This window comes from Sphingobium sp. CCH11-B1 (assembly GCF_001556865.1).
Lineage (GTDB): Bacteria > Pseudomonadota > Alphaproteobacteria > Sphingomonadales > Sphingomonadaceae > Sphingobium.
In genome coordinates this window covers 1-19884 of sequence record NZ_LSJY01000057.1, presented here as the reverse complement: position 1 = coordinate 19884, position 19884 = coordinate 1, and the positions used below count along the sequence as shown (strand labels likewise).

General features: G+C 65.8%; 18 protein-coding genes and 1 pseudogene. 9 read left to right on the top strand and 10 right to left on the bottom strand.

Going from position 1 to position 19884, the window contains the following annotated elements; all coding sequences use genetic code 11:
• Together AX724_RS06405 and AX724_RS06400 are read right to left on the bottom strand one after the other, a co-directional pair.
• Positions 1 to 184: pseudogene (locus tag AX724_RS06405) on the bottom strand (M23 family metallopeptidase); the annotation flags it as partial.
• Complete coding sequence (locus tag AX724_RS06400; RefSeq protein ID WP_066764537.1) at positions 181 to 1269, bottom strand: L,D-transpeptidase family protein; 1089 nt, start codon at positions 1267 to 1269, stop codon at positions 181 to 183. The pseudogene AX724_RS06405 and the gene AX724_RS06400, both read right to left, overlap by 4 nt.
• A gap of 151 nt (positions 1270 to 1420) precedes the next feature.
• On the opposite strand from AX724_RS06400, the gene AX724_RS06395 reads away from it, so the two are divergent.
• Positions 1421 to 2698 (top strand): aminotransferase class V-fold PLP-dependent enzyme, encoded by a 1278-nt coding sequence (locus AX724_RS06395; RefSeq protein ID WP_066764535.1) that lies wholly within the window; start codon positions 1421 to 1423, stop codon positions 2696 to 2698.
• A 124-nt stretch (positions 2699 to 2822) separates the two neighbouring features.
• Positions 2823 to 3605 carry a phosphoribosylaminoimidazolesuccinocarboxamide synthase gene (gene purC / locus AX724_RS06390; protein ID WP_066764533.1) on the top strand — a complete coding sequence of 261 codons (783 nt, stop codon included), beginning with the start codon at positions 2823 to 2825 and terminating at the stop codon, positions 3603 to 3605.
• 35 nt (positions 3606 to 3640) lie between these two features.
• Here the strand turns inward: purC and AX724_RS06385 are convergent, their stop codons facing one another.
• Entirely contained in the window at positions 3641 to 4393 is a 753-nt protein-coding gene (locus AX724_RS06385; RefSeq protein WP_066764532.1) for a sulfite exporter TauE/SafE family protein, read from the bottom strand.
• A gap of 168 nt (positions 4394 to 4561) precedes the next feature.
• Here AX724_RS06385 and purS point away from each other — a divergent pair, with 168 nt between their 5' ends.
• Both purS and purQ read left to right on the top strand, forming a co-directional pair.
• Positions 4562 to 4795, top strand: a complete 234-nt coding sequence (gene purS / locus AX724_RS06380) for a phosphoribosylformylglycinamidine synthase subunit PurS (protein WP_066764530.1) — start codon at positions 4562 to 4564, stop codon at positions 4793 to 4795.
• Positions 4796 to 4798: 3 nt separating this feature from the next.
• Entirely contained in the window at positions 4799 to 5473 is a 675-nt protein-coding gene (gene purQ / locus AX724_RS06375; protein ID WP_066764528.1) for a phosphoribosylformylglycinamidine synthase subunit PurQ, read from the top strand.
• 47 nt (positions 5474 to 5520) lie between these two features.
• Here the strand turns inward: purQ and AX724_RS06370 are convergent, their stop codons facing one another.
• The 5 genes from AX724_RS06370 to wecB all read right to left on the bottom strand — a co-directional run bounded on the left by AX724_RS06370 (position 5521) and on the right by wecB (position 11297).
• On the bottom strand, positions 5521 to 7296 hold the full coding sequence (locus AX724_RS06370) for a GumC family protein (RefSeq protein ID WP_231736526.1): 1776 nt from the start codon (positions 7294 to 7296) through the stop codon (positions 5521 to 5523).
• Between the two features lie 274 nt (positions 7297 to 7570).
• The gene (locus AX724_RS06365; protein ID WP_066764526.1) at positions 7571 to 8278 is read right to left on the bottom strand and encodes a polysaccharide biosynthesis/export family protein; all 708 of its coding nucleotides are present in this window, start codon (positions 8276 to 8278) and stop codon (positions 7571 to 7573) included.
• Between the two features lie 117 nt (positions 8279 to 8395).
• Positions 8396 to 9691: a UDP-N-acetyl-D-mannosamine dehydrogenase gene (gene wecC, locus AX724_RS06360; RefSeq protein WP_066764525.1), complete on the bottom strand. Its 1296-nt coding sequence runs from the start codon at positions 9689 to 9691 to the stop codon at positions 8396 to 8398.
• Between the two features lie 90 nt (positions 9692 to 9781).
• On the bottom strand, positions 9782 to 10018 hold the full coding sequence (locus AX724_RS06355; protein ID WP_066764522.1) for a hypothetical protein: 237 nt from the start codon (positions 10016 to 10018) through the stop codon (positions 9782 to 9784).
• Positions 10019 to 10184: 166 nt separating this feature from the next.
• Complete coding sequence (gene wecB / locus AX724_RS06350; RefSeq protein WP_066764520.1) at positions 10185 to 11297, bottom strand: non-hydrolyzing UDP-N-acetylglucosamine 2-epimerase; 1113 nt, start codon at positions 11295 to 11297, stop codon at positions 10185 to 10187.
• A gap of 118 nt (positions 11298 to 11415) precedes the next feature.
• Here wecB and AX724_RS24695 point away from each other — a divergent pair, with 118 nt between their 5' ends.
• Positions 11416 to 11544, top strand: a complete 129-nt coding sequence (locus tag AX724_RS24695; protein ID WP_269454121.1) for a hypothetical protein — start codon at positions 11416 to 11418, stop codon at positions 11542 to 11544.
• 4 nt (positions 11545 to 11548) lie between these two features.
• On the opposite strand, the gene AX724_RS06345 is transcribed toward AX724_RS24695, so the two are convergent.
• The gene (locus AX724_RS06345) at positions 11549 to 12418 is read right to left on the bottom strand and encodes an ABC transporter permease (RefSeq protein WP_066764518.1); all 870 of its coding nucleotides are present in this window, start codon (positions 12416 to 12418) and stop codon (positions 11549 to 11551) included.
• Positions 12419 to 12536: 118 nt separating this feature from the next.
• Here AX724_RS06345 and AX724_RS06340 point away from each other — a divergent pair, with 118 nt between their 5' ends.
• The gene (locus AX724_RS06340) at positions 12537 to 13229 is read left to right on the top strand and encodes a GcrA family cell cycle regulator (protein WP_066764516.1); all 693 of its coding nucleotides are present in this window, start codon (positions 12537 to 12539) and stop codon (positions 13227 to 13229) included.
• A gap of 78 nt (positions 13230 to 13307) precedes the next feature.
• Here the strand turns inward: AX724_RS06340 and AX724_RS06335 are convergent, their stop codons facing one another.
• Positions 13308 to 14141, bottom strand: coding sequence for an outer membrane protein (locus AX724_RS06335; protein WP_066764514.1), 834 nt, complete (start codon positions 14139 to 14141; stop codon positions 13308 to 13310).
• 161 nt (positions 14142 to 14302) lie between these two features.
• Between AX724_RS06335 and parE the strand changes: the two genes are divergently transcribed.
• The 3 genes from parE to uvrC all read left to right on the top strand — a co-directional run bounded on the left by parE (position 14303) and on the right by uvrC (position 19572).
• Positions 14303 to 16279, top strand: a complete 1977-nt coding sequence (gene parE / locus AX724_RS06330) for a DNA topoisomerase IV subunit B (protein WP_066764512.1) — start codon at positions 14303 to 14305, stop codon at positions 16277 to 16279.
• Entirely contained in the window at positions 16276 to 17577 is a 1302-nt protein-coding gene (locus tag AX724_RS06325) for a serine hydrolase (RefSeq protein ID WP_066764510.1), read from the top strand. Before parE ends, AX724_RS06325 begins: the two co-directional genes overlap by 4 nt.
• Before the next feature lie 81 nt (positions 17578 to 17658).
• Positions 17659 to 19572 (top strand): excinuclease ABC subunit UvrC, encoded by a 1914-nt coding sequence (uvrC, locus tag AX724_RS06320; RefSeq protein WP_066764508.1) that lies wholly within the window; start codon positions 17659 to 17661, stop codon positions 19570 to 19572.
• The last annotated feature ends 312 nt before the right edge of the window (positions 19573 to 19884 follow it).

The window sequence follows — 19884 nt, the reverse complement described above, 5'->3', positions numbered from 1 at the left end:
CGACAAGGGCGGAGGGCCCCACCCCTTCCACCGGGACCAGCAGCGGGCCGGCTCCGGCCGTATCGCCCCGCCCCTCGACCGCCGGCGAAGGCGCGTCCGCCGGGACGATCCGCACGCAGAAGCGGACGAAGCCGGCACAGAGGAACAGCGCGACCGCAATGCCGCCCCACAGCCGCCATCTCATGCCTGGAATATCGCCGTCACCCCGCTCTTCACCATCTGCGCGAGCCGGGCAGCGTCCCAGTTGGTAAGGCGAATGCAGCCATGGCTTTCGGTGCGGCCGATGGTCTGCGGTTCGGGCGTGCCGTGAATGCCATAATGATCCTTGGACAGGTCGATCCAGACGATACCCACCGGCCCGTTGGGCCCGGGCTTCAGCACCGCCTTCTCGTCCTTGGACGACGCGTCCCAGAACAGGTCCGGGTTGTAATGAAAGTCGGGATTGCGGCTGATGCCCTTGATGGTCCATTCGCCCAGCGGCAGCGGGTCATGTTCGGAACCCGTCGTAACGGGGAACTGGGCGATCACCTTGTCCTGCGCGTCATAGACCTTCAACAGGCCTTCCGACTTGTCGACCACCAGATGGTCCGCCTGCGGCTGGTCCTTCGCGACTCCGAGGCTTGCGAGCGTTTCGCCCCAGCCGCGTTCATCCCCCTCGATTCGGGCGATCGGCTGGTTGGCGACGGCAGGCACGCGGATGGCCGTCCCCGCCCCCGCCTTCGTTCCCGGCGGGTTCAGCGCGACCAGCGTCTCGGGCGTGGTATGAAACCGCTCCGCCAGCTTCTCCAGCAGGTTGCGATAGGTCAGGGCCGGAAGCTTAGCCTGTTCGTTCAACCCCTTGGGGATATTGAAGAAGGGGCCACGCGCGAAATTGGCCGGTATGCGCACCATCCACGTGTCGGGCACCTGCTGCCCGGCGAGCAGGGCAGCCGCCGTCTTCTCGTCATAGGTTCCGCTTGCTGGCAGGTCGTTCGCTTCCTGAAAACCGCGCAGCGCCGCCTTGAAGCTCATGCCGTCCTTGCCGTCGATCACGCCGGGCGAAAAGCCGCGCCGGTCGAGCGCGACCTGCGCCTGCAGGATGCGGTTGATCGGGGGCGCCTCGCCCGCCGGTTCCTCCACGACCTGAAACGCATAATCGGCGTCCGACAAAGCGCCTGACTGCGCGGGACTGGGCTGTGCATCGTTGGCGGCTGCGCTGTTATTGCCGTCGCTGATCGATATGTTGCAGGCGCTGCACAGCAGGGCGGCGGTCAGGATCGATGTCTTCAAGGCTGGCTCTCCCTTTCGGTCTCAGCCCAAAAACGCATCAAACCCCGGAAAGCTGCCTTCCGGTCACACAGGATGCAGGCGGATTTTCCGCCCTGCATCGTTGTCAGGACAGGCCGTTCCGGCATGTCACCCTGTTCGCTAAGGAGTTCCGATGCTCGACCGCCGTTCCTTCCTTGGCAGCGCGGCTGCCGCCTCGATCGCAACACCGCTGGGGGCCGAGGCTTTGACCAGCCTCCCCCTTCCCGCCAGCGGCATGTTCGGCAAGGACCCGGACGGCTATTGGGCGGCGCTGCGCGCGCAGTTCCTGATCCCCGCCGACGTCGTCAACCTGAACGTCGGCACTGTCGGGTCGTCGCCCCGCCCTGTGTTGAAGGCGATCTTCGACGGGTTCATGGACACCGAACGCATGACGCAGGCGGGGTCGGAAGACTATCCGATCTGGGGCTATGGCGCGTGGGAGGCGTATCGCGCGCCCTTCGCCGCGTTCATGGGCGCGCGGACCGATCAGATGGCGATCCTGCGCAACTGCACCGAAGCCAACAGCTATGTCGCCAACGGCTTCGACATGAAGCCGGGCGACGAAGTGCTGATTTCCGACGAGGAACATGGATCGGGCGAAATGCCCTGGATGCTGCGGCAACGCCGCTATGGCGTGGTGGTCAAGACATTCGCCATGCCAAAGCCGCCGAAGAACGCCGCCGAAATCCTCAACCGCATCAACGACGCGATCACGCCCAGGACGCGGATCATCTTCGTCAGCCATATCAGCACCGCGACCGGCGTGGTCCTGCCTGCCAGGGAAATCGCCGCGCTCGCCCGGTCGAAGGGGATCGTGTCCGCGTTCGACGGCGCGCATGCGCCCGGCATGATCGGGGTCGACCTGAACGACATCGGCTGCGACATCTATACAGGGTCGATGCACAAATGGCTGTTCGCGACCAAGGGCACGGGTTTTCTCTACCTGCGCGACCGGCAGGTGATGGACCGGGTGTGGAACACCATCGCCACCGGCGGCTATGACGATCCCGCGCGGATGGCGGATCGCTATATGCAGATCGGCTCTTCCTGCATCCCGACGCTGATGGGATTGAACGCCGCCATCGCGCTGGCGAACCAGGTCGGCATGGATCGGATCGAGGCGCGCGGGCGGATGCTGGCCGATTATATCCATGCCGGGATGATGGCGCGGGGCGCGGAAAGCTGGACATCGCCCGACCCTTATCTGCGCGGCGCGATCGCGACGGTGAACGTGCCGGGCGTGCAGCGGATGGAATTGCAGGACTGGCTCTGGACCAATCACAAGGTCCGCATCCGGGGCGGCAACCCCAGCAAGCTCCGCCTCGCCACCCCCTATTTCCTGAGCAAGGCCGACATCGACCGCTTCCTTGGCCTTTACGATCAGTTCCGCAAGACAAAGGGCCTTGCCTGACGGTTTCGTTGCACCCTGTCCTACTTTGTTCTATGGGCCGCGCTGACAGCCCCGGCACCCGCTGATCTTTTCCGATTCGCGTTGCCGGGGCGCATTGTTTTTGACGAAACGGACAGGAACGCGCATGGCCCGTCGCCGCCAAATCTATGAAGGCAAGGCAAAGATCCTTTACGAAGGCCCCGAACCGGGTACGATCATCCAATATTTCAAGGATGACGCCACCGCCTTCAACGCGCAGAAAAAGGGCACGATTTCCGGCAAGGGCGTGCTGAACAACCGGATTTCCGAGCATATCTTCACCCTGCTCGGCCAGATCGGCGTGCCGACCCACTTCATCCGTCGCCTCAACATGCGCGAGCAGCTGGTGCGGCAGGTGGAGATCGTGCCGATCGAAGTGGTGGTGCGCAACGTCGCCGCCGGGTCGCTCAGCAAGAAGCTGGGGATCGAGGAAGGCACGCAGCTGCCGCGCACGCTCATCGAATATTGCTACAAGGACGATGCGCTGGGCGACCCGCTGGTGTCCGAAGAGCATATCGCCTGCTTCGGCTGGGCCACGCAGGAGGAGATGCACGACATCGCCGACATGGCGATCCGCATCAACGATTTCATGTGCGGCCTGTTCGCCGGCATCGGCATCCGCCTGATCGACTTCAAGCTGGAATTCGGCCGCCTCTACGACGGGGACTATAGCCGCATCATCCTGGCGGACGAGATCAGCCCGGACGGGTGCCGCCTGTGGGACATGAACACCGGCGAGAAGCTGGACAAGGACCGCTTCCGCCGCGATCTGGGCGGCGAAGTGGAAGCCTATCAGGAGGTCGCCCGCCGGCTGGGCTTGCTGCCCGAAGGACTGGACACCACCGTCCTCGACCTCGACACCCATCGCAAGAAGCGCGAGAAGGAATAAGCGAAAGGGCCGGCCGCAGCGCCGGCCTTTTTGTTTCAGGCCATCGCGGCGTCGACGACCAGCTTCATGCCCAGCAGGATCATGAGGACATAGATCAGCGTGTAGAAGCGGGCGGCATCCACCCGCCGCACCAGCCACACGCCGGCAAAGGTCGCCGCCACCGCCACGGGCACCAGCATCGCCGTGGACAACAGGTTCGTCCGCGTGAACTGGCCGAGCGCGGCATAGGCGGGCACTTTCATCCAGTTCATGACCGCAAAGGCGATGGCGGTCGTGCCGATCAACGTGTCGCGCGGCAGCTTGCGCGGCAGGACATACATCTGGAACGGCGGCGAACCGGCATGGGCGATTTGGCTGGTGAAACCGCTGGCGATGCCGAACAGGACGCCCACCCAGCCCGGCGCGTTGGACGGCAGCACCACCCCGTTGCCCCGTTCGACCCACAAGCGCTGAAACCCGAACAGCACGGATATGACGCCCAGCGCGCCGAGCACCACCACTTCGGAAACCTGCGCCGCGAACAGCCAGCCGAGCGCGATGCCGATGGCCGCGCCGGGCAGGATCACCTTCAGCACCGCCGCGTCCCAGCTCCTGCGGAAGGCCCAGACGCTGACCGCATCCTGCAGGATCAGAATCGGCAGCAGGATGGCCGCGCCCCGTACCGGATCGACGCCGATCGCCATGATCGGCATCGCCAGCGCGCCGACACCGGCGAACCCGCCCTTGGCCAGGCCTGACAGGATGACCGCGCCGACGGCACAGACGATGTAGAGAAGATCGGGACTCATGCGGCGCGCTTAGGCGATCCTCCGACGAATGAGAATGGCGGATGCGGGCACCAAGCGGAAGCAGCATAATGGCTTGCCTCCGCGCGGCCACGCGCCTAGGGGGTGCGGCAACACCGAGCCCCGCGCCCGACGGCCGGTTCATGTTCGATTCCAAGGAGTCTCCGCCCCATGAAAGCCCGCATCTTCGTCACCCTCAAGGGCGGTGTGCTCGATCCGCAGGGCAAGGCGATCCATCATGCCCTGGAAGGGCTGGGCTTTGGCGGGGTCAACGATGTGCGCGCCGGCAAGCTGATCGAACTGGACCTGGCCGATGGCACCAGCGACGAGGATGTCGACGCCATGTGCCGCAAGCTGCTGGCCAACACGGTGATCGAGAATTACCGCATCGAAAAGGTGGGCTGAGCCATGAAGAGCGCCGTCATCGTCTTTCCGGGCAGCAATTGCGACCGCGATCTGGCGGTGGCGTTCGAGGCTGCGACCGGCACGAAGCCCGACATGATCTGGCACCGCGACACCGACCTTCCCGACGATATCGACCTGATCGGCGTGCCCGGCGGCTTCTCCTATGGCGATTATCTGCGCTCCGGCGCGATGGCGGCCCGCTCTCCCGTGATGCAGGCGGTGGCGAAGGCGGCCGGGCGCGGCGCATATGTGCTGGGCGTGTGCAACGGGTTTCAGGTGCTGACCGAAAGCGGGCTGCTGCCCGGCGCACTGCTGCGCAATGCGGGCGGCCATTTTGTCTGCCGCGACGTGGCGCTGACCGTCGACAACGCGCAAAGCGCCTTCACCAGCCTGTATGATGCGGGCGAGCATATCCATTTCCCCGTGGCGCATCATGACGGCAATTATTTCGCCGACGATGCGACGCTCGACCGGCTGGAAGGCGAAGGGCGCGTGGCGCTGCGCTATGCCGAGCCGGTCAACGGGTCGGCCCGCAACATCGCGGGCATCCTGAACGACGGCGGCAATGTGCTGGGCATGATGCCGCATCCCGAACGGGTGATCGAGCCGGCGCATGGATCGACCGACGGCGCACGGCTGTTCAAGGGACTGGTGAAAGGGCTGCTTACCCGCGCCTGATTGCTGCCAATAAGGTCGCGCTGCGGACAGCCTGCCCTGTCCTTTACCTATCCTCCCCTGTGATAGTCATAATCCAGCGACCGGCCCTGCTGCTTGGTCAGGATCGCGCCGATCACGGCGGTGCCCGAACGCCGCAGCCTTTCCGCCGCCGTGCGCAACCCGCCATGATGGTTGCGTCCCCATTCGACGACCAGCAGGCTGGCCTCTGCCTTTTCCGCCAACAGGAGCGTATCGTTGAGGCCCAATATGGGCGGCGCGTCGATCAGCACGACATCGTAGCTGCCCGCCACTTCCGCCAGCAGCACGTCGAACGCCGGCGTCGCCAGCAATTCGGCCGGGTTTGGCGGCAGCACCGCGCAGGGCAGCAACGACACGCCTGCCGTGCCGCTCGTCAGAATGGCGTCGGTCGCCCGCGCCTGCCCGGTCAAGACTTCGGCGATGCCACGCCCGGGCGTGGCCCGGAACAGGCGATGCTGAACCGGGCGGCGCATGTCGGCGTCCAGCACCAGCACCGATTTGCCAAGGCCGGCAAGAGCTAGCGAAAGGGCGTGCAGGGTCAGCGACTTGCCCTCCCCTTCCTGCGCGCTGGTGACGAGGATCGAGCGCGGCAGGCCGCCGGTGGTCGCCAGCAGCAGCGAGGAGGCGATGGGTGTGAAGATTTCGGGCGGCTGCGGACTGTCACCTGTCACCGGCACAGCGCCAAGCAGCGGCAGGTCGACCCGTTCGGCCAGCGTGTCGGCAGAGGTGACGGCGTCGTCAAAAATGTGCCGCAACACCACCAGCACAAGGCCGAGCGCCAGCCCACCCAAGGACGCGACCAGCAATATGATGCCGATGCGCGGCGAAAAAGGTTCGTCCGGCACGGCTGCGCGATCGAGCGGCTGGATGCGCCCCGCCTGGAACCCGGCCTGCGAGGCCATGTCGCGATAGCGCTGCAGCAGGCTGTCGTGCAGCATCCTGTAGGTATCGACCGACCGCTGCATGATGCCCAGCTGGACATCGCGGCCCTGCTCCACCTTGGCCTGTTGCTCCAGATCGGCGATTTCCCGCGCAATCTGTTCCTCGCCCCTGACCGCGACCTCATATTGTTCGCGCATGGAGGCGCGGATGCTGTTCGCCATGGCATCCGCCTGATCGTCGAGCGCCGCGAGCCGGGCGCGGGCCTCCCGCATTTCGGGATGAGCATCCTTGCGGAACTGGCGTTCCTCGGCGATTGCGGCGCGGGCCTGCGCGCGTTCGGCCATGATCTGCTGCATGGCGCCGTTGCCCAGCACTTCGGGCAGGGTATCGACGCTGGCTCGCCGCGCGCTTTCCCAGCGTTTCTGCGCGGCGATCCGTTCCGCCACGGCCTGCGCGCGGAAACCGTTCAGCTGCACCAGCCTTTCGCGAACGCCGCTTGGGGGCGCATTCTCGCTGGTGCTCTCCTGCTTCTCCTGCTCTGGCGCGCCGTTCCGGGTCGCATAGACCGCCAGATCGCGCTCGGCCCGCGCCAGGTCGCTGCGCGCGCCATCCAGTTCGCCCAGCAGGAAACGGCGCGCCTGCACCCCGGAATCGAACCCGCGCTTCAGGTCGGCCCGGATCAGGCTGTCGGCATAGGCGTTGGCGACGCGGGCGGACAGGATCGGGTCGGCGCTGTCGAAGCTGATGCGCAGCACGCGCGATTTGCCCGGCAGTTCCACCTGCAGGCGGTCGCGGAGCAGCTGGATCACCCTCTCCTGCTCGACCTGGCGCTGGGACAGGCTGCCCTTGCCCTGCGTCGGCCGCGATTCGCCCATGCCGCGGAAGAAGGTCGGCGTCCCGACCAGCGCCAGCGAACGCGCCACATCCTCGGCCAGGGCGCGGCTTTTCGCATCATCCTGTTTGTCACGCTGGCGCTCTGCCTGCTGGCCGGCACGTCCTCCACTTCCACGGAGGCCGTCGCCCGATAATTGGGCGTGGACAGCAGGATGAAGAGCGCGCCGGCCAGCAGGCAGAGCGCCAGCGTGACAAACAGGATGATGCGATGGCGACGCAGCACGAATCCGGCATGGCGTACGCGGTCGGCCAGCAACCGGTTCCAGCCGTAGGAGCGCGCGGCGTCTGACAGGGTCGGGTCCATCACCGCCCCCCGTCCAGCGCGATGAAGCCGGTCGCCAGCGCCGGGATCGCCAGCAACGCCCCGCCCAGGATCGCCCTGGCGCGTGAAAGGCCGACGATCACCTGATCGCCCGGCAGGATTTCGGGGTCGGCGGCTTCGCCCTTGCGGATCGCGCCCAGATCGAACATCGCGGCCTGCCTTTGGCCATCCATGGAGCGCACGACGACCACCTGGTCCAGCCCGGCAAGCCGCGTCGGCCCCTTGGCCATGGCGACCGCCTGCGACAGCAGGATGCGGCCTTCGAACGGATACAGCCCCGGCTCCCGCACCTCCCCATCCACGGTGATCCGGCGGCTGACCGCCTTCTTCACGAACAGCGTGACCTGGGGCGAAACAAGGTAGCGCTGGCCCAGCCGCCCGGCGATGACGTCCGATGCTTCGGACGTGGTGAGCCCGGCGACCGACACGTCGCCGATCCACGGCATGCGGATCATGCCGGCGGCGCTGACCTGCGCATCCTCCAGCGAAAGTTCGGGTTCGTGATAGACCTGGATGCGCAGCACATCGTCCGGCGCGATGCGATATTCCATCCCCACCGCCGGCGCGGGCGGGATGGCGGCATAGGCGGCCTCTCCACGCGGCGCGTCCTCCACCGTGGCGCAAGCGCCCAGCAGGACGCAAGCCAGCAGAACCGCCATATTCCCTGTGATGCCGTTCCGGCGGCTCATCCGCACTCCCGCCCCGTGACAGTCCGTCCAACGCGGCGCGGTAACGACGCGGCAGGCGAATGGCAACCTGGGATAGGACAGACCGAGCCGGATCGGCGTGGCGCAGCCGCCCGCGCTTCAGACAGCGAGGCGGTCCGGCGAGGCCTGAACCGTGCGGCGCGGCTGGTCCGGCCAGATGCCGCGCGTATCATACACCGCCTTGTCGGCGCGCTCGTCGACGGGGACCGATTTGAACATGTCATGATCCACAAGAATGACGAACACGCCACATTGTTCCAGTGCCGTATCGAGATCGATCAACTCCGCCGCGGTGCCGGCAAAATCCATCGGCAGCGCACGGGCATAGGGTTCCACCAGCTTGATCCGGCGACCGTAACGGCGCGCAAGGCGCGCGGCGACCTTCACCGCCGGGCTTTCGCGGAAATCATCGATATTCGCCTTGAAGGCGAGGCCGAGGCAGGCGACGTCCTCACCGGCGAAATCGTCGATCAGGTCCGATGCCTTCGCGACGACATGGTCCGTCTTGCCATCATTCACTTCCCGCGCGGTGCGGATGATGCGGGCATTTTCGGGATCGCCATGGACGATGAACCACGGGTCGACCGCGATGCAGTGGCCGCCGACGCCGGGGCCCGGATTGAGGATGTTGACGCGCGGATGCCGGTTGGCCAGGCGGATCACCTCCCACACGTCGATGTCCATATTCTCCGCGATCACCGACAATTCGTTGGCGAAGGCGATGTTGACGTCGCGGAAGCTGTTTTCGACCAGCTTCACCATCTCGGCCGCGCGCGCGGTGGTGGTGATGCACGCGCCGCGCACGAACTGGCGATAGAAGCCCAGCGCCTTGCGCGCGCAGCGGGGCGTGATGCCACCGATGCAGCGATCATTGTCGATCAGCTCGACCAGGATGCGGCCGGGCAGCACGCGCTCGGGGCAGTAAGCGATGGCGACGTCGCCCGCCACGCCGGTACCCGGCATCTTGAGATCGGGGCGCAGTTCCGCGAACAGGTCGCGCATCGCCTCCGTCGTGCCGACGGGCGATGTGGATTCGAGGATCACGGTGTCGCCGGCCTTCAGCACCGGGGCGACCGTGCGCGCGGCTTTCAGGACATAGCTGATGTCGGGCGCGCGATCCTCCGCCACCGGAGTCGGTACGGCGATGATGAAGACGTCGCTATCCTCGACCTCCAGGCTGGCGCGCAGATTGCCGCGCGCGACGACGCCCTGGACCAGGCCGTCGAGATCGACCTCCTCGATATGGACGCGGCCCGAATTGACCGTTTCGACCACATGCGCCGACACGTCCACGCCCACCACCTGCGCCCCGCCGCGCGCGATCAGCGCAGCGGTGGGCAGGCCGATATAGCCAAGGCCGATGACGGAAACCTTCTGCTTGGTGTCGACGGGCATGGATGGTCCTTGTGGCCGCTGAAATACGACCAACCTCCTGCCCGGAAATGCTGAAGATTTCGGTAACGACTGCCTCAAGGGCGAGGCATATTACCGGTAGCGCGGCACCGGCTGGCGCGCCATGTGCATCGGCGACCGCACGACCGCGGCTGTGATGATCTTCGTTTTCATCAGGGTTCGGACCCGTTCCGCACCGTCGGGATTCAGCAGGACCACGCGTGTCCCGCCCGACGTAAGCGGCTCGATGACCGAAATCGCGATCGCATGGCGCGCGCACAGCGCTTCCACATCGGCGACGCTGGCGTTGATGTTGATCGCCCGGCTCATGCGGAAAACACCACGGCGGGGAGGAAGTAGGGGATTGGCGACATGCGACGCTCCATGCTTTGGCAAGCGGGAGCGCGGTGGTCTCTCTGTCGGAGCGAAGGCTTGCAGGCGGAAGTTCGCGGCGATGGCCGGCTGCTAGCAGGTGGGGGCCGATATGTCGCGCTTATTATGCACCCGCGATCACATTGGCGATCCGCTCCGCCGCCTTGCCATCGCCAAATGGATTATGCGCTCGCGCCATGGCGTCATAGGCGGCGCGGTCGTCCAATAGCGCAAGCACCTCGCCCACGATGAGCGCGCGGTCGGTGCCGACCAGCTTGGCCGTGCCCGCCGCCACACCCTCGGGCCGCTCCGTCGTTTCGCGCATGACCAGCACCGGCTTGCCGAGCGAGGGGGCTTCCTCCTGCACGCCGCCGCTGTCGGTGAGGACGAGATGGCACAGGTCCAGCAGGCGAACGAAATGCGGATAATCGAGCGGCTCGATCATCGCGACGTTGGGCATGTCGCCCAGCACGGCGTCCATCACCGGACGGACATTGGGATTGGGATGGACGGGGAAGATCACCGCCACGTCCGGCCGCGCGGCGATGTCGGCGATCGAACGGGCGATCGCTTCCATTCCGCCGCCGAAATTTTCGCGCCTGTGGCTGGTGACGGCGACAATGCGCTTGCCCGCAAAGCGCGCGGCGAGATCGTCGAGGCCGCGCGCCAGCGCGGGGTCCGCCACCACCCGGTCGCGCGTCGCGAGCAGAGCGTCGATCACGGTGTTTCCGGTAACGTATATGCTTGCCGGTTCGCGATTTTCCGCCCGTAACGCGTCGGCCGCCGCTTGCGTGGGGGCGAAATTCATGTCGGCGATGCAGGCGACGACGCGGCGGTTCACTTCCTCGGGCCAGGGATGATGGATGTCCCCGCTGCGCAGGCCCGCCTCGATATGGCCGACCGGAATCTTGCGGTAATAGGCGGCAAGGCTCGCCACCATCGTCGTCAACGTGTCGCCATGGACGAGTATCCGGTCGGGCCGTTCGGCGTCGAACGCCTTGCCCAGTTCGACGATCAGCTTGGCGGTGAGGCCATCGAGCGTCTGGTTGGGGACCATGACGTCAAGGTCGATGTCCGGCACGATGCCGGCGATCTCCAGCACCTGATCCAGCAGGCCGCGATGCTGCGCCGTCACGATGACGCGGACGTGGATCCCGGCACGGGCGCGCAGCGCATGGACCACGGGAAACATCTTGATCGCTTCGGGCCGCGTCCCGAACACCAGCGCTACCTTCATCGTCTTCCTTCGTCAGATGCGATCGTCCTGGTCGCAGGCTGTGACAGGAATAGGTAACTATCGCCTGAACGACGCGACGTTGCTAGGGCCGGAGCCTGGCAAGCGGAAGGACGGATGGATGATCGACTGGCCCTGGCGGACGGATGGCGCACAAGCCGGCGCGCCCCGGTGGCATCACTGGCTGAAGGCCGCGGCGATCCTGGCGGCGATGACCCTGGCGGTGCCGTTGTTCGCCGCCTTCATCTGATCCGTCAGGCCTTGATCTTCCACCCGCGCTGCAACAACATGTAGCACAGCCCCCCGAACAGCAGGTTGAGCGCGACCAGCACGCTGCTGCCTGTCACGACATTCGTATCCGCCGCTGCGACGAAGCCGTAGCGGAACCCCGAAATGATGTAGAAGAAGGGGTTGGCATGGCTGATCCCCTGAAAGAAGGGCGGCAGCCGGTCGATCGAATAGAAGGTGCCGGACAATAGCGCCAGCGGCCCGATCACGAAATTGGTGATCGCCGCGCCATGATCGAACTTTTCTGCCCAGATGGAGGTCAGCACGCCCAGAAAAGCGATGAAGCTGATCCCGAGCAGGCCGAACCAGACGACAGCCCACAGATGCGCCGGCGTTACATGCACGCCGGGCCAGGCGACCATCGCCAGCCACAGCGCGCAACCCACGAACAGCGCGCGCGTCATGGAGGAGGCGACCAGCGCGAACAGCAACTCTCCCACAGAAATTGGGGGCATGAGATAATCGATCAAAGTCCCCTGCACCTTCCCCACCATCAGCGAGAAGCTGGCATTGGCGAAGCAGGCGTTGATCATGCCCATAATGATGAGGCCGGGGGCAATGAAGTCCGCGAAGGGCACCGCCTCGCCACGCAGGCTGACGGTCCGGCCGCTTCCGCCAAGCGCGACGATGAAGATGATGAGGAACATCAGCGTGGTGATGGCCGGCGCCCATACCGTCTGAAGCTGCACCTTCATGAAACGGCGCACCTCCTTCCGGTACAGCGCCCAGGTGCCTGCCCAGTTGATGTTGCGGATCTGCGGCACGCCCGGCTCGGCAAAGGGCAGCAGCGGCGTCGCGGCGGCCGCATCGATGGCAATTTTTGGCTGGTCGTTCATGGGCGGATCGACTATCGGCTGGTCCGTTATGCTGCAAGAGGGTCAGGTCCGGCGATTTGAACCTGGGTGGCTGCTTCCCCATATAGGAAGCCAGACGAGATTTGTGAGGAGTTTTTAATTGTCCTGGACTGAGGAGCGTATCGATCAGCTCAAGGCGATGTGGGAGCGCGGCCTGACCGCCAGCCAGATTGCGGACGAACTTGGCGGGGTCAGCCGTAACGCGGTGATCGGAAAGGCGCATCGGCTGGGCCTGCAATCGCGCCCGTCGCCGGTGAAGGCGAACGAAACCCCCAAGAAGGCCGCGCCTGCCCCGCGCAAGCCCGCGCCGGTCGCGACAGAGGCCGAAACGCCCCGCGTCGCCGCGCCGGCGGCGCCCGCCGCTGCCCCCGTCCGCGCGCCGGCTGCAACGCCAGCCGCGCCCCCCGCTCCGGCGTCCGCTGCGCCTGCCGAAGACGCGCCGACACCCGCGCCGCAGCCGCGCATCATTTCGGTCGGCCCCGGCGGCTTCCTTCGCCAGGGTCCGGGCGATCAGCAGGCGCCGATTCCGCCTGCCCCGCCCCGCCGCCTGGTTCCGGCCAAGCCGAGCGCTGAGATTGCGGGCAAGACCAGCCTGCTCGATCTGACGGAACGCATCTGCAAATGGCCGATGGGGCATCCGGGCGAGCCGGACTTCCATTTCTGCGGCGAACCGGTGAACCCCGGCTTCCCCTATTGCGTGGAACATTGCGGCCGCGCCTATCAGGCGCAACTGCCGCGCGGCACGCGCCGGCCGCCCCCGCCCCTTCCCTTCGGCGGTCCGCGCGTACGCTGACCGACTGGATCAAGTGCATGGAAAAGAGGCCGGCCCCATCGGGACCGGCCTCTTTCTTTGCCTCGGGGCTTCCGACGATCAGAAGCGGAAGCTGGTGGTGACCATCAGGCTCTGCGTGTCGAACTTGTCGCCGCGATTGATGCTGGCGCCGCCCGTCAGGACGAACGGGTTGGTCGCGGGCGCGGTGCCTTGGCCGACATCGACGCGATAGTCACCGACATTGTAGCGGGTCCACAGGTAGCGCGCACCGATCGAGAAATTCGGCGCGACCTTCGCTTCCACGCCGCCGCCCATGGTCCAGCCCCAGGCATCCTCTTCCGCATCGACCGGCGTGAAGCTGTTCGCCGTGTTGCTGGTGCGGAAATAATTCTGCACCTGCGCATAGGCGAGGCCGCCGGTGATGTAGGGCATGATGCCGCCGGGCGTCGTATAACCCAGGCGCGCACGCAGGTTGGCGTTCCAGTCGATCTTCCGGCGCATGGTGTAGAAGGCCGGGGTGGTGGAATATTCGGAGACCTTGTCGTCGATGAACGCCTGGCCGCCTTCCGCTACGACGCCGGCGACGATGCTGCCGAACTGCCGATCATACCCGACATGGCCCATCCAGGCGATCGCGTTCTTGTCGGAATTACAGCCGCTGGCCGGGGTCGGCCCACGCGCCGCGCCGCCGCAGGTGCCGGGCGAGAAAGCGTTCGCGCCGGAAGCGGTGCGGATCACATCGTCATAATTGCCGTCCCGGTTCGTGTCGAAGCGGAGATGTTCATCGCCGTCATTCTTTTGCCAGGTCTTGCCGAACGACACGCCGACATAGGGGCCGGTCCAGTCGACAGGGCCGTTGTCCTGCGCCATGGCCGGCGCCGCCATTGCCAACGCCAAAGCGGCGCCGATCGGCGCGATAGCTAAGTTCTTCATTAAACACTTCTCCTCGCCTGGTGGGACATAGATCCTCCACGGTCGGCCGGCTAACGTGTCGGGCACGTCATTTGTTTCATTGGCCTTTGTGACATATCATTGCTGTCGTCGCGATTTCGGAACGCTTGCACGCAGACCCGCGCGCCTTATAGCTTGGCGATATGTCCGAAGATCTGTTTGCCCCCCATGCATCGCCAACGCCGCAATATGACGCTTCCACCATCGAGGTGCTGGAAGGGCTTGAGCCGGTTCGCCGCCGTCCCGGCATGTATATCGGTGGCACCGACGAGCGGGCGCTGCACCATCTGGCGAGTGAAGTGCTCGACAACAGCATGGACGAAGCGGTCGCCGGTCATGCTACCCGGATCGAAGTCACGCTCGAGGCCGGAAACAGGCTGACCATCATCGACAATGGCCGGGGCATGCCGATCGACGAACATCCCAAATTTCCGGGCAAGTCGGCGCTGGAGGTCATCATGACCACGCTCCATTCCGGCGGCAAGTTCGAGGGGAAGGCCTATGCCACTTCGGGCGGCCTGCACGGCGTGGGCGCCAGCGTGGTCAATGCGCTGTCGACCGAGACGGTGGTCGAGGTCGCGCGCAACAAGGAACTGTTCCGCCAGAGCTTTTCGCGCGGCCTGCCGCAAACCGACCTGCTGAAGATCGGCGCGGCACCCAATCGGCGCGGAACCCTGGTCAGCTTCGTTCCCGATACGGAGATTTTCGGCGAACAGAAGTTCAAGCCCGCGCGCCTTTATCGCCTCGCCCGGTCCAAGGCCTATCTGTTCGCGGGCGTGGAAATCCGCTGGAAATGCGCGCCCGAGCTGATCTCAGACGACACGCCCGCCGAAGCCGTCTTCCAGTTCCCCGGCGGTCTTGCCGATCATCTGAAGGAACAGGTGGGCGACCGGGAATGCGCGACCAGCGTTTTCTTTTCGGGCAATCAGGATTTTCCGGGCACGGCCGGCCGCGTCGAATGGGCGGTCGCCTGGCCGCTCTGGTCGGACGGCAGCTATAGCTGGTATTGCAACACGATCCCGACGCCCGACGGCGGCACGCACGAGGCGGGGCTGCGCGCCGCGCTGGTGAAGGGCATCCGCGCCTTCGCTGACCTTGTGGGGCAGAAAAAGGCGAAGGACATTACCGCCGACGACATCATGACCTCGTCGGAAATCATGCTGTCGGTGTTCATCCGCGATCCCCAGTTTCAGAGCCAGACCAAGGATCGCCTGACCAGCCCGGACGCCGCGCGGCTGGTCGAAAATGCCGTGCGCGACCATTTCGACCATTTCCTCACCGACCATATGGACCGGGGCAAGGCGCTGCTCGCCTATGTGATCGACCGCATGGACGAACGCCTGCGCCGCAAGCAGGAAAAGGAAGTCAAGCGCAAGACCGCGACCAACAGCCGGAAATTGCGCCTGCCCGGCAAGCTCACGGACTGTTCCAATGACGACCCGGAAGGCGCGGAAATCTTTCTGGTCGAAGGCGACAGCGCGGGCGGCTCCGCCAAGCAGGCGCGGGACCGCAAGACGCAGGCGATCCTGCCCCTGCGCGGCAAGATATTGAACGTGGCGTCGGCCAACACCGCCAAGATCCTTGCCAATCAGGAAATTGCCGACATGATCCTGGCGCTGGGCTGCGGCACGCGCAAGGACTGCAATCCCGATCATCTGCGCTATGAACGCATCGTCATCATGACCGACGCCGATGTCGATGGCGCGCATATCGCCACGCTGCTGATGACCTTCTTCTTCCAGGAAATGCCGGAACTGGTGCGGCGCGGCCATCTCTACCTGGCGCAGCCGCCGCTTTACCGGCTCGTCGCAGGGGGCAAGAACCTCTACGCCAAGGACGATGCCCATCGCGAGGAGCTGATGCGTACCGAGTTCAAGGGCAAGAAGGTCGATGTCAGCCGCTTCAAGGGGCTGGGTGAGATGAACCCGATGCAGCTGCGCGAAACCACCATGGACCCCAGGACCCGCAGCCTCATCCGCATCACCCTGCCCGACGATATCGAGGACCGGCAGCAGGTGCGCGAACTGGTCGACCGGCTGATGGGCACCAACCCCGCGCACCGCTTCGCCTTCATCCAGGAAAATGCGGCGGCAGTGGACGAGGAAGCGATCGACGCGTGAGGCATGTGGCGGTGGTCCTGATCCTGCTGGCCATGTCGCTCTTCCCGTCCCCGTCGCGCGCAGCGTCCGACCCGGCCTATCGGATGCGTGCCGATCAATTGCTGGGCATCCTGTCCGCGCCAGGGCGTGAAGAAAACTTCTTCTCCACCCTGTTTCTGGACGCAGTCCCGATCGACCGTTGGCGCGTGGTCGCCGCCGAATTGCGCGCCGCTCATGGCAGGCCCGTCGCTGTCGGGGCTGTCAGCCGGTCGAGTCCCACGGCGGGACAGGTGGAAATCCGCTACGAGCGCGCCACTATCGGCTTCTCCCTCGTGGTCGCGCCGGAGGCCCCCAATCCGGTCGTCGGACTGCATGTGGTGGGCGCGAAGGCGATGAACGACACGCCGGACAAGGTCGCGGCGGAGATCGCGGCCCTCCCCGGCGCGACGGCCTTCGCCGTGGCGAGACTGGACGACAGCGGGCCGAGCCTGATCCGGGCGCATCGCGCGAATGCGCGGATGGCGATCGCGTCCAGCTTCAAGCTGCTGATCCTCGCTGAAGCGGCCCGCGCCACGGCGGCGGGGGAAAGGCACTGGACCGATGTGATGCCGCTTGGCCCCAAGAGCTTTTCCGGCCGCCTGGCGGAATGGCCCGACCAGGCGCCGATGACCTTGCATAGCCTCGCCACCGCGATGATCGCCGAAAGCGACAACAGCGCCGCCGATACGCTGCTGCTGGCGCTCGGCCGGGCGAAGGTGGACGCCATGCTGTCCGCCACCGGCCATGCCGACCCCGCATCGGCGATGCCCGTCCTGACCACGGCCGAAACCTTCGCGCTCAAGATGCCGGCCAATCGCGATCTGCTCGCCCGATATGCTGCCGCATCGCTCGATCAGCGCCGCCTGCTGTTGAAGGACGAAGCCGCTCGCCTGACCGCCGGCCAGGTGGACGTGGGCAGCGTGGCGGAGGTTCCGACCGCGATCGGGGAGGCTGAATGGTTCGCTTCCCCGCGCGACATGATCGGGCTGCTGGACTGGCTGCGCGTCCATGGCGGCGACGCGCTGCCGATCATGGCGGTCAATCCCGGCATCCCCCCGGCGGACGCGAAGCGTTGGCGCTATCTGGGGTACAAGGGCGGCAGCGAACCGGGCGTGATGGCGATCAACCTGTTGGCGCAGGGGCAGGACGGCCGCTGGTACGCGATCAGCGCCAGCTGGAACAATCCGGCCGCGCGGCTCGACGAAGGTCGCTTCACGGCGCTGGTGACGCGCCTCATGAACCTGCTTTCGGACGGGGGCACGACCGCCGCCAGATGGTAACGCGACCGGTTCGGTCAAGATAGCAGCGCGGGAAAGTCGCCTGCCATTGCCAAACAGGTGGACGACGCTATCTCTCCGCCCATGTCCGGCCCGCAATCCCCCGACCGTTTCAACGAAGACAAGGCGACCTATACCGTCACCGGCAGCCAGCCGGACATCGATGCCGGCGTGGCGGCGATCCGCACCGTGCTCAGGACGCTTCCGATCCGCCCCGGCGTCTATCGGATGCACGACGCGCGCGGCGACGTGCTCTATGTCGGGAAAGCGCGGGCGCTGAAGAACCGCGTCGCCAACTACACGCAGGTCGACCGCTTGCCCAAACGGCTGCAGCGCATGGTCGCGCAGACCCGCAGCATGACCATCGTCACCACCAACAGCGAAGCCGAAGCGCTGCTGCTGGAGGCGCAACTCATCAAGCGCTACCGGCCACCCTATAATGTCCTGCTGCGCGACGACAAAAGCTTCCCCTTCATCCTGCTGCGGGAGGATCACGCCTTCCCCCGCGTCCAGAAGCATCGCGGCGCGCGCAAGGCCAAGGGGCGTTATTACGGCCCCTTCGCCAGCGCGGGATCGGTGACGCGCACGATCAACGCGCTGCAGAAACTGTTCCTGCTGCGAAGCTGCACCGACAGCTTCTTTGCCAATCGTTCGCGCCCCTGCCTGCTGTTCCAGATCAAGCGCTGCTCCGCCCCTTGCGTCGGCCGCATCGACGAAGCGGGTTATGCCGAACTCGTCCGCGACGCGCAGGATTTCCTGGGCGGCAAATCGACCGCCGTGCAGAAGAAGCTGGGCGCCGCGATGCAGTCGGCGTCGGACGCGATGGATTTCGAGCAGGCGGCGGTCATCCGCGATCGCCTCAAGGCCCTGACCTTCATCCAGGGGTCGCAGGCGATCAATGCGGAGGGACTGGGCGACGCCGACATCTTCGCGCTGGCGGAGAAAGGCGGCGCGATGTGCATCCAGGCCTTTTTCATCCGCGGCGGCCAGAATTGGGGCCATCGCAGCTTCTTCCCGGTCCACACCGCCGATGTGGCGACGGAGGAGGTGCTCGAAAGCTTCATGGCGCAATTTTACGAGGAAGTGCCGCCGCCCAAACTGATCCTGGCCGACCGGGAGCCGGCCGAATGCGCGCTGATGGCCGAGGCGCTGACCGAGCGCCTCGGCAGCCGCGTGCGTATCGAAGTGCCCCAGCGCGGCGATCGCACCCGCCTCATCAAACAGGCGCAGCGCAACGCGGTGGAGGCGCTCGACCGGCGGCTGGCGGAAACCACCAGCCAGGGCCGGATCATGGACGAGATGGTCGAGACCTTCGGGCTGGAGGGCGTGCCCGACCGCATCGAAATCTACGACAACAGCCATATCCAGGGTGCCCATGCACTGGGCGCGATGGTGGTCGCCGGGCCGGAGGGTTTCCGCAAGAACGCCTACCGCAAGTTCAACATGAAGAACCCCGAAACGTCGAACGACGATTTCGCGATGATGCGCGAGATGTTCGAGCGCCGCTTCGGCCGCGCGCAGAAGGAAGACCCCGATCGCGAGAGCGGCGAATGGCCCGACCTCGTCCTGATCGACGGCGGCAAGGGGCAGTTGTCCGCCGCGCGCGCGATGCTGGAGGAAATGGGGATCGAGGACGTGACCATGATCGGCGTCGCCAAGGGGCCGCATCACGGACGCGAAGGTCGCGAAATATTCCACCTGCTGGACGGGCGCGAAATCACCTTCCCCCTGAACCACCCCGTCCTCTTCTACCTTCAGCGCCTGCGCGACGAGGCGCACCGCTTCGCCATCGGCGCGCATCGGGCCAAGCGCAGCAAGGCGATTACGGTGAGTTCGCTGGACGAAGTCCCCGGCATCGGCCCCGCCCGCAAGAAGGCGCTGCTGATGCATTTCGGCACTGCCCGCGCCGTCCGCGACGCGGCGCTGGAAGACCTGCAACGCGCCCCCGGCGTGTCAAAAGCCGTCGCGCAACAGGTCTATGATTATTTCCACGGATGATGGCGTGCGCCAATCGCGGCCGCTGTGGATCAGGCCCGCGGCAGGAAATTCCACCCTATCATCGCCCAATCCTTCCCGACGTCCATCAGGGGAGCCGGCACCGGGATCGTCATCGGCTTGGGCCGCGGAGGTCGCCACGATAGCTTTGGTCATGCTGGGCAAGGTCAAGCCAGCCCATGCCGAAACCCTGGCACCCTGACGAACTATCGGCTCCTCACCACGGTCCGGATTTGCAGGAGGACGCCCGCGTTGCAGACGCGACGTGCCGCCCGCGCCCGCCGCGTGTTCGGCCCCCTACCGCCTGCCCCCCTG

Excerpts from the sequence above, each read along its gene's own strand:
- wecB (WP_066764520.1), bottom strand. The coding sequence starts at position 11,297 with ATGAAGGTAGCGCTGGTGTTCGGGACGCGGCCCGAAGCGATCAAGATG.
- purS (WP_066764530.1), top strand. The coding sequence starts at position 4,562 with ATGAAAGCCCGCATCTTCGTCACCCTCAAGGGCGGTGTGCTCGATCCG.
- wecC (WP_066764525.1), bottom strand. The coding sequence starts at position 9,691 with ATGCCCGTCGACACCAAGCAGAAGGTTTCCGTCATCGGCCTTGGCTAT.
- purQ (WP_066764528.1), top strand. The coding sequence starts at position 4,799 with ATGAAGAGCGCCGTCATCGTCTTTCCGGGCAGCAATTGCGACCGCGAT.
- AX724_RS06335 (WP_066764514.1), bottom strand. The coding sequence starts at position 14,141 with ATGAAGAACTTAGCTATCGCGCCGATCGGCGCCGCTTTGGCGTTGGCA.
- uvrC (WP_066764508.1), top strand. The coding sequence starts at position 17,659 with ATGTCCGGCCCGCAATCCCCCGACCGTTTCAACGAAGACAAGGCGACC.
- AX724_RS06355 (WP_066764522.1), bottom strand. The coding sequence starts at position 10,018 with ATGAGCCGGGCGATCAACATCAACGCCAGCGTCGCCGATGTGGAAGCG.
- AX724_RS06345 (WP_066764518.1), bottom strand. The coding sequence starts at position 12,418 with ATGAACGACCAGCCAAAAATTGCCATCGATGCGGCCGCCGCGACGCCG.
- AX724_RS06385 (WP_066764532.1), bottom strand. The coding sequence starts at position 4,393 with ATGAGTCCCGATCTTCTCTACATCGTCTGTGCCGTCGGCGCGGTCATC.
- purC (WP_066764533.1), top strand. The coding sequence starts at position 2,823 with ATGGCCCGTCGCCGCCAAATCTATGAAGGCAAGGCAAAGATCCTTTAC.
- AX724_RS06395 (WP_066764535.1), top strand. The coding sequence starts at position 1,421 with ATGCTCGACCGCCGTTCCTTCCTTGGCAGCGCGGCTGCCGCCTCGATC.
- AX724_RS06365 (WP_066764526.1), bottom strand. The coding sequence starts at position 8,278 with ATGAGCCGCCGGAACGGCATCACAGGGAATATGGCGGTTCTGCTGGCT.
- parE (WP_066764512.1), top strand. The coding sequence starts at position 14,303 with ATGTCCGAAGATCTGTTTGCCCCCCATGCATCGCCAACGCCGCAATAT.
- AX724_RS24695 (WP_269454121.1), top strand. The coding sequence starts at position 11,416 with ATGATCGACTGGCCCTGGCGGACGGATGGCGCACAAGCCGGCGCGCCC.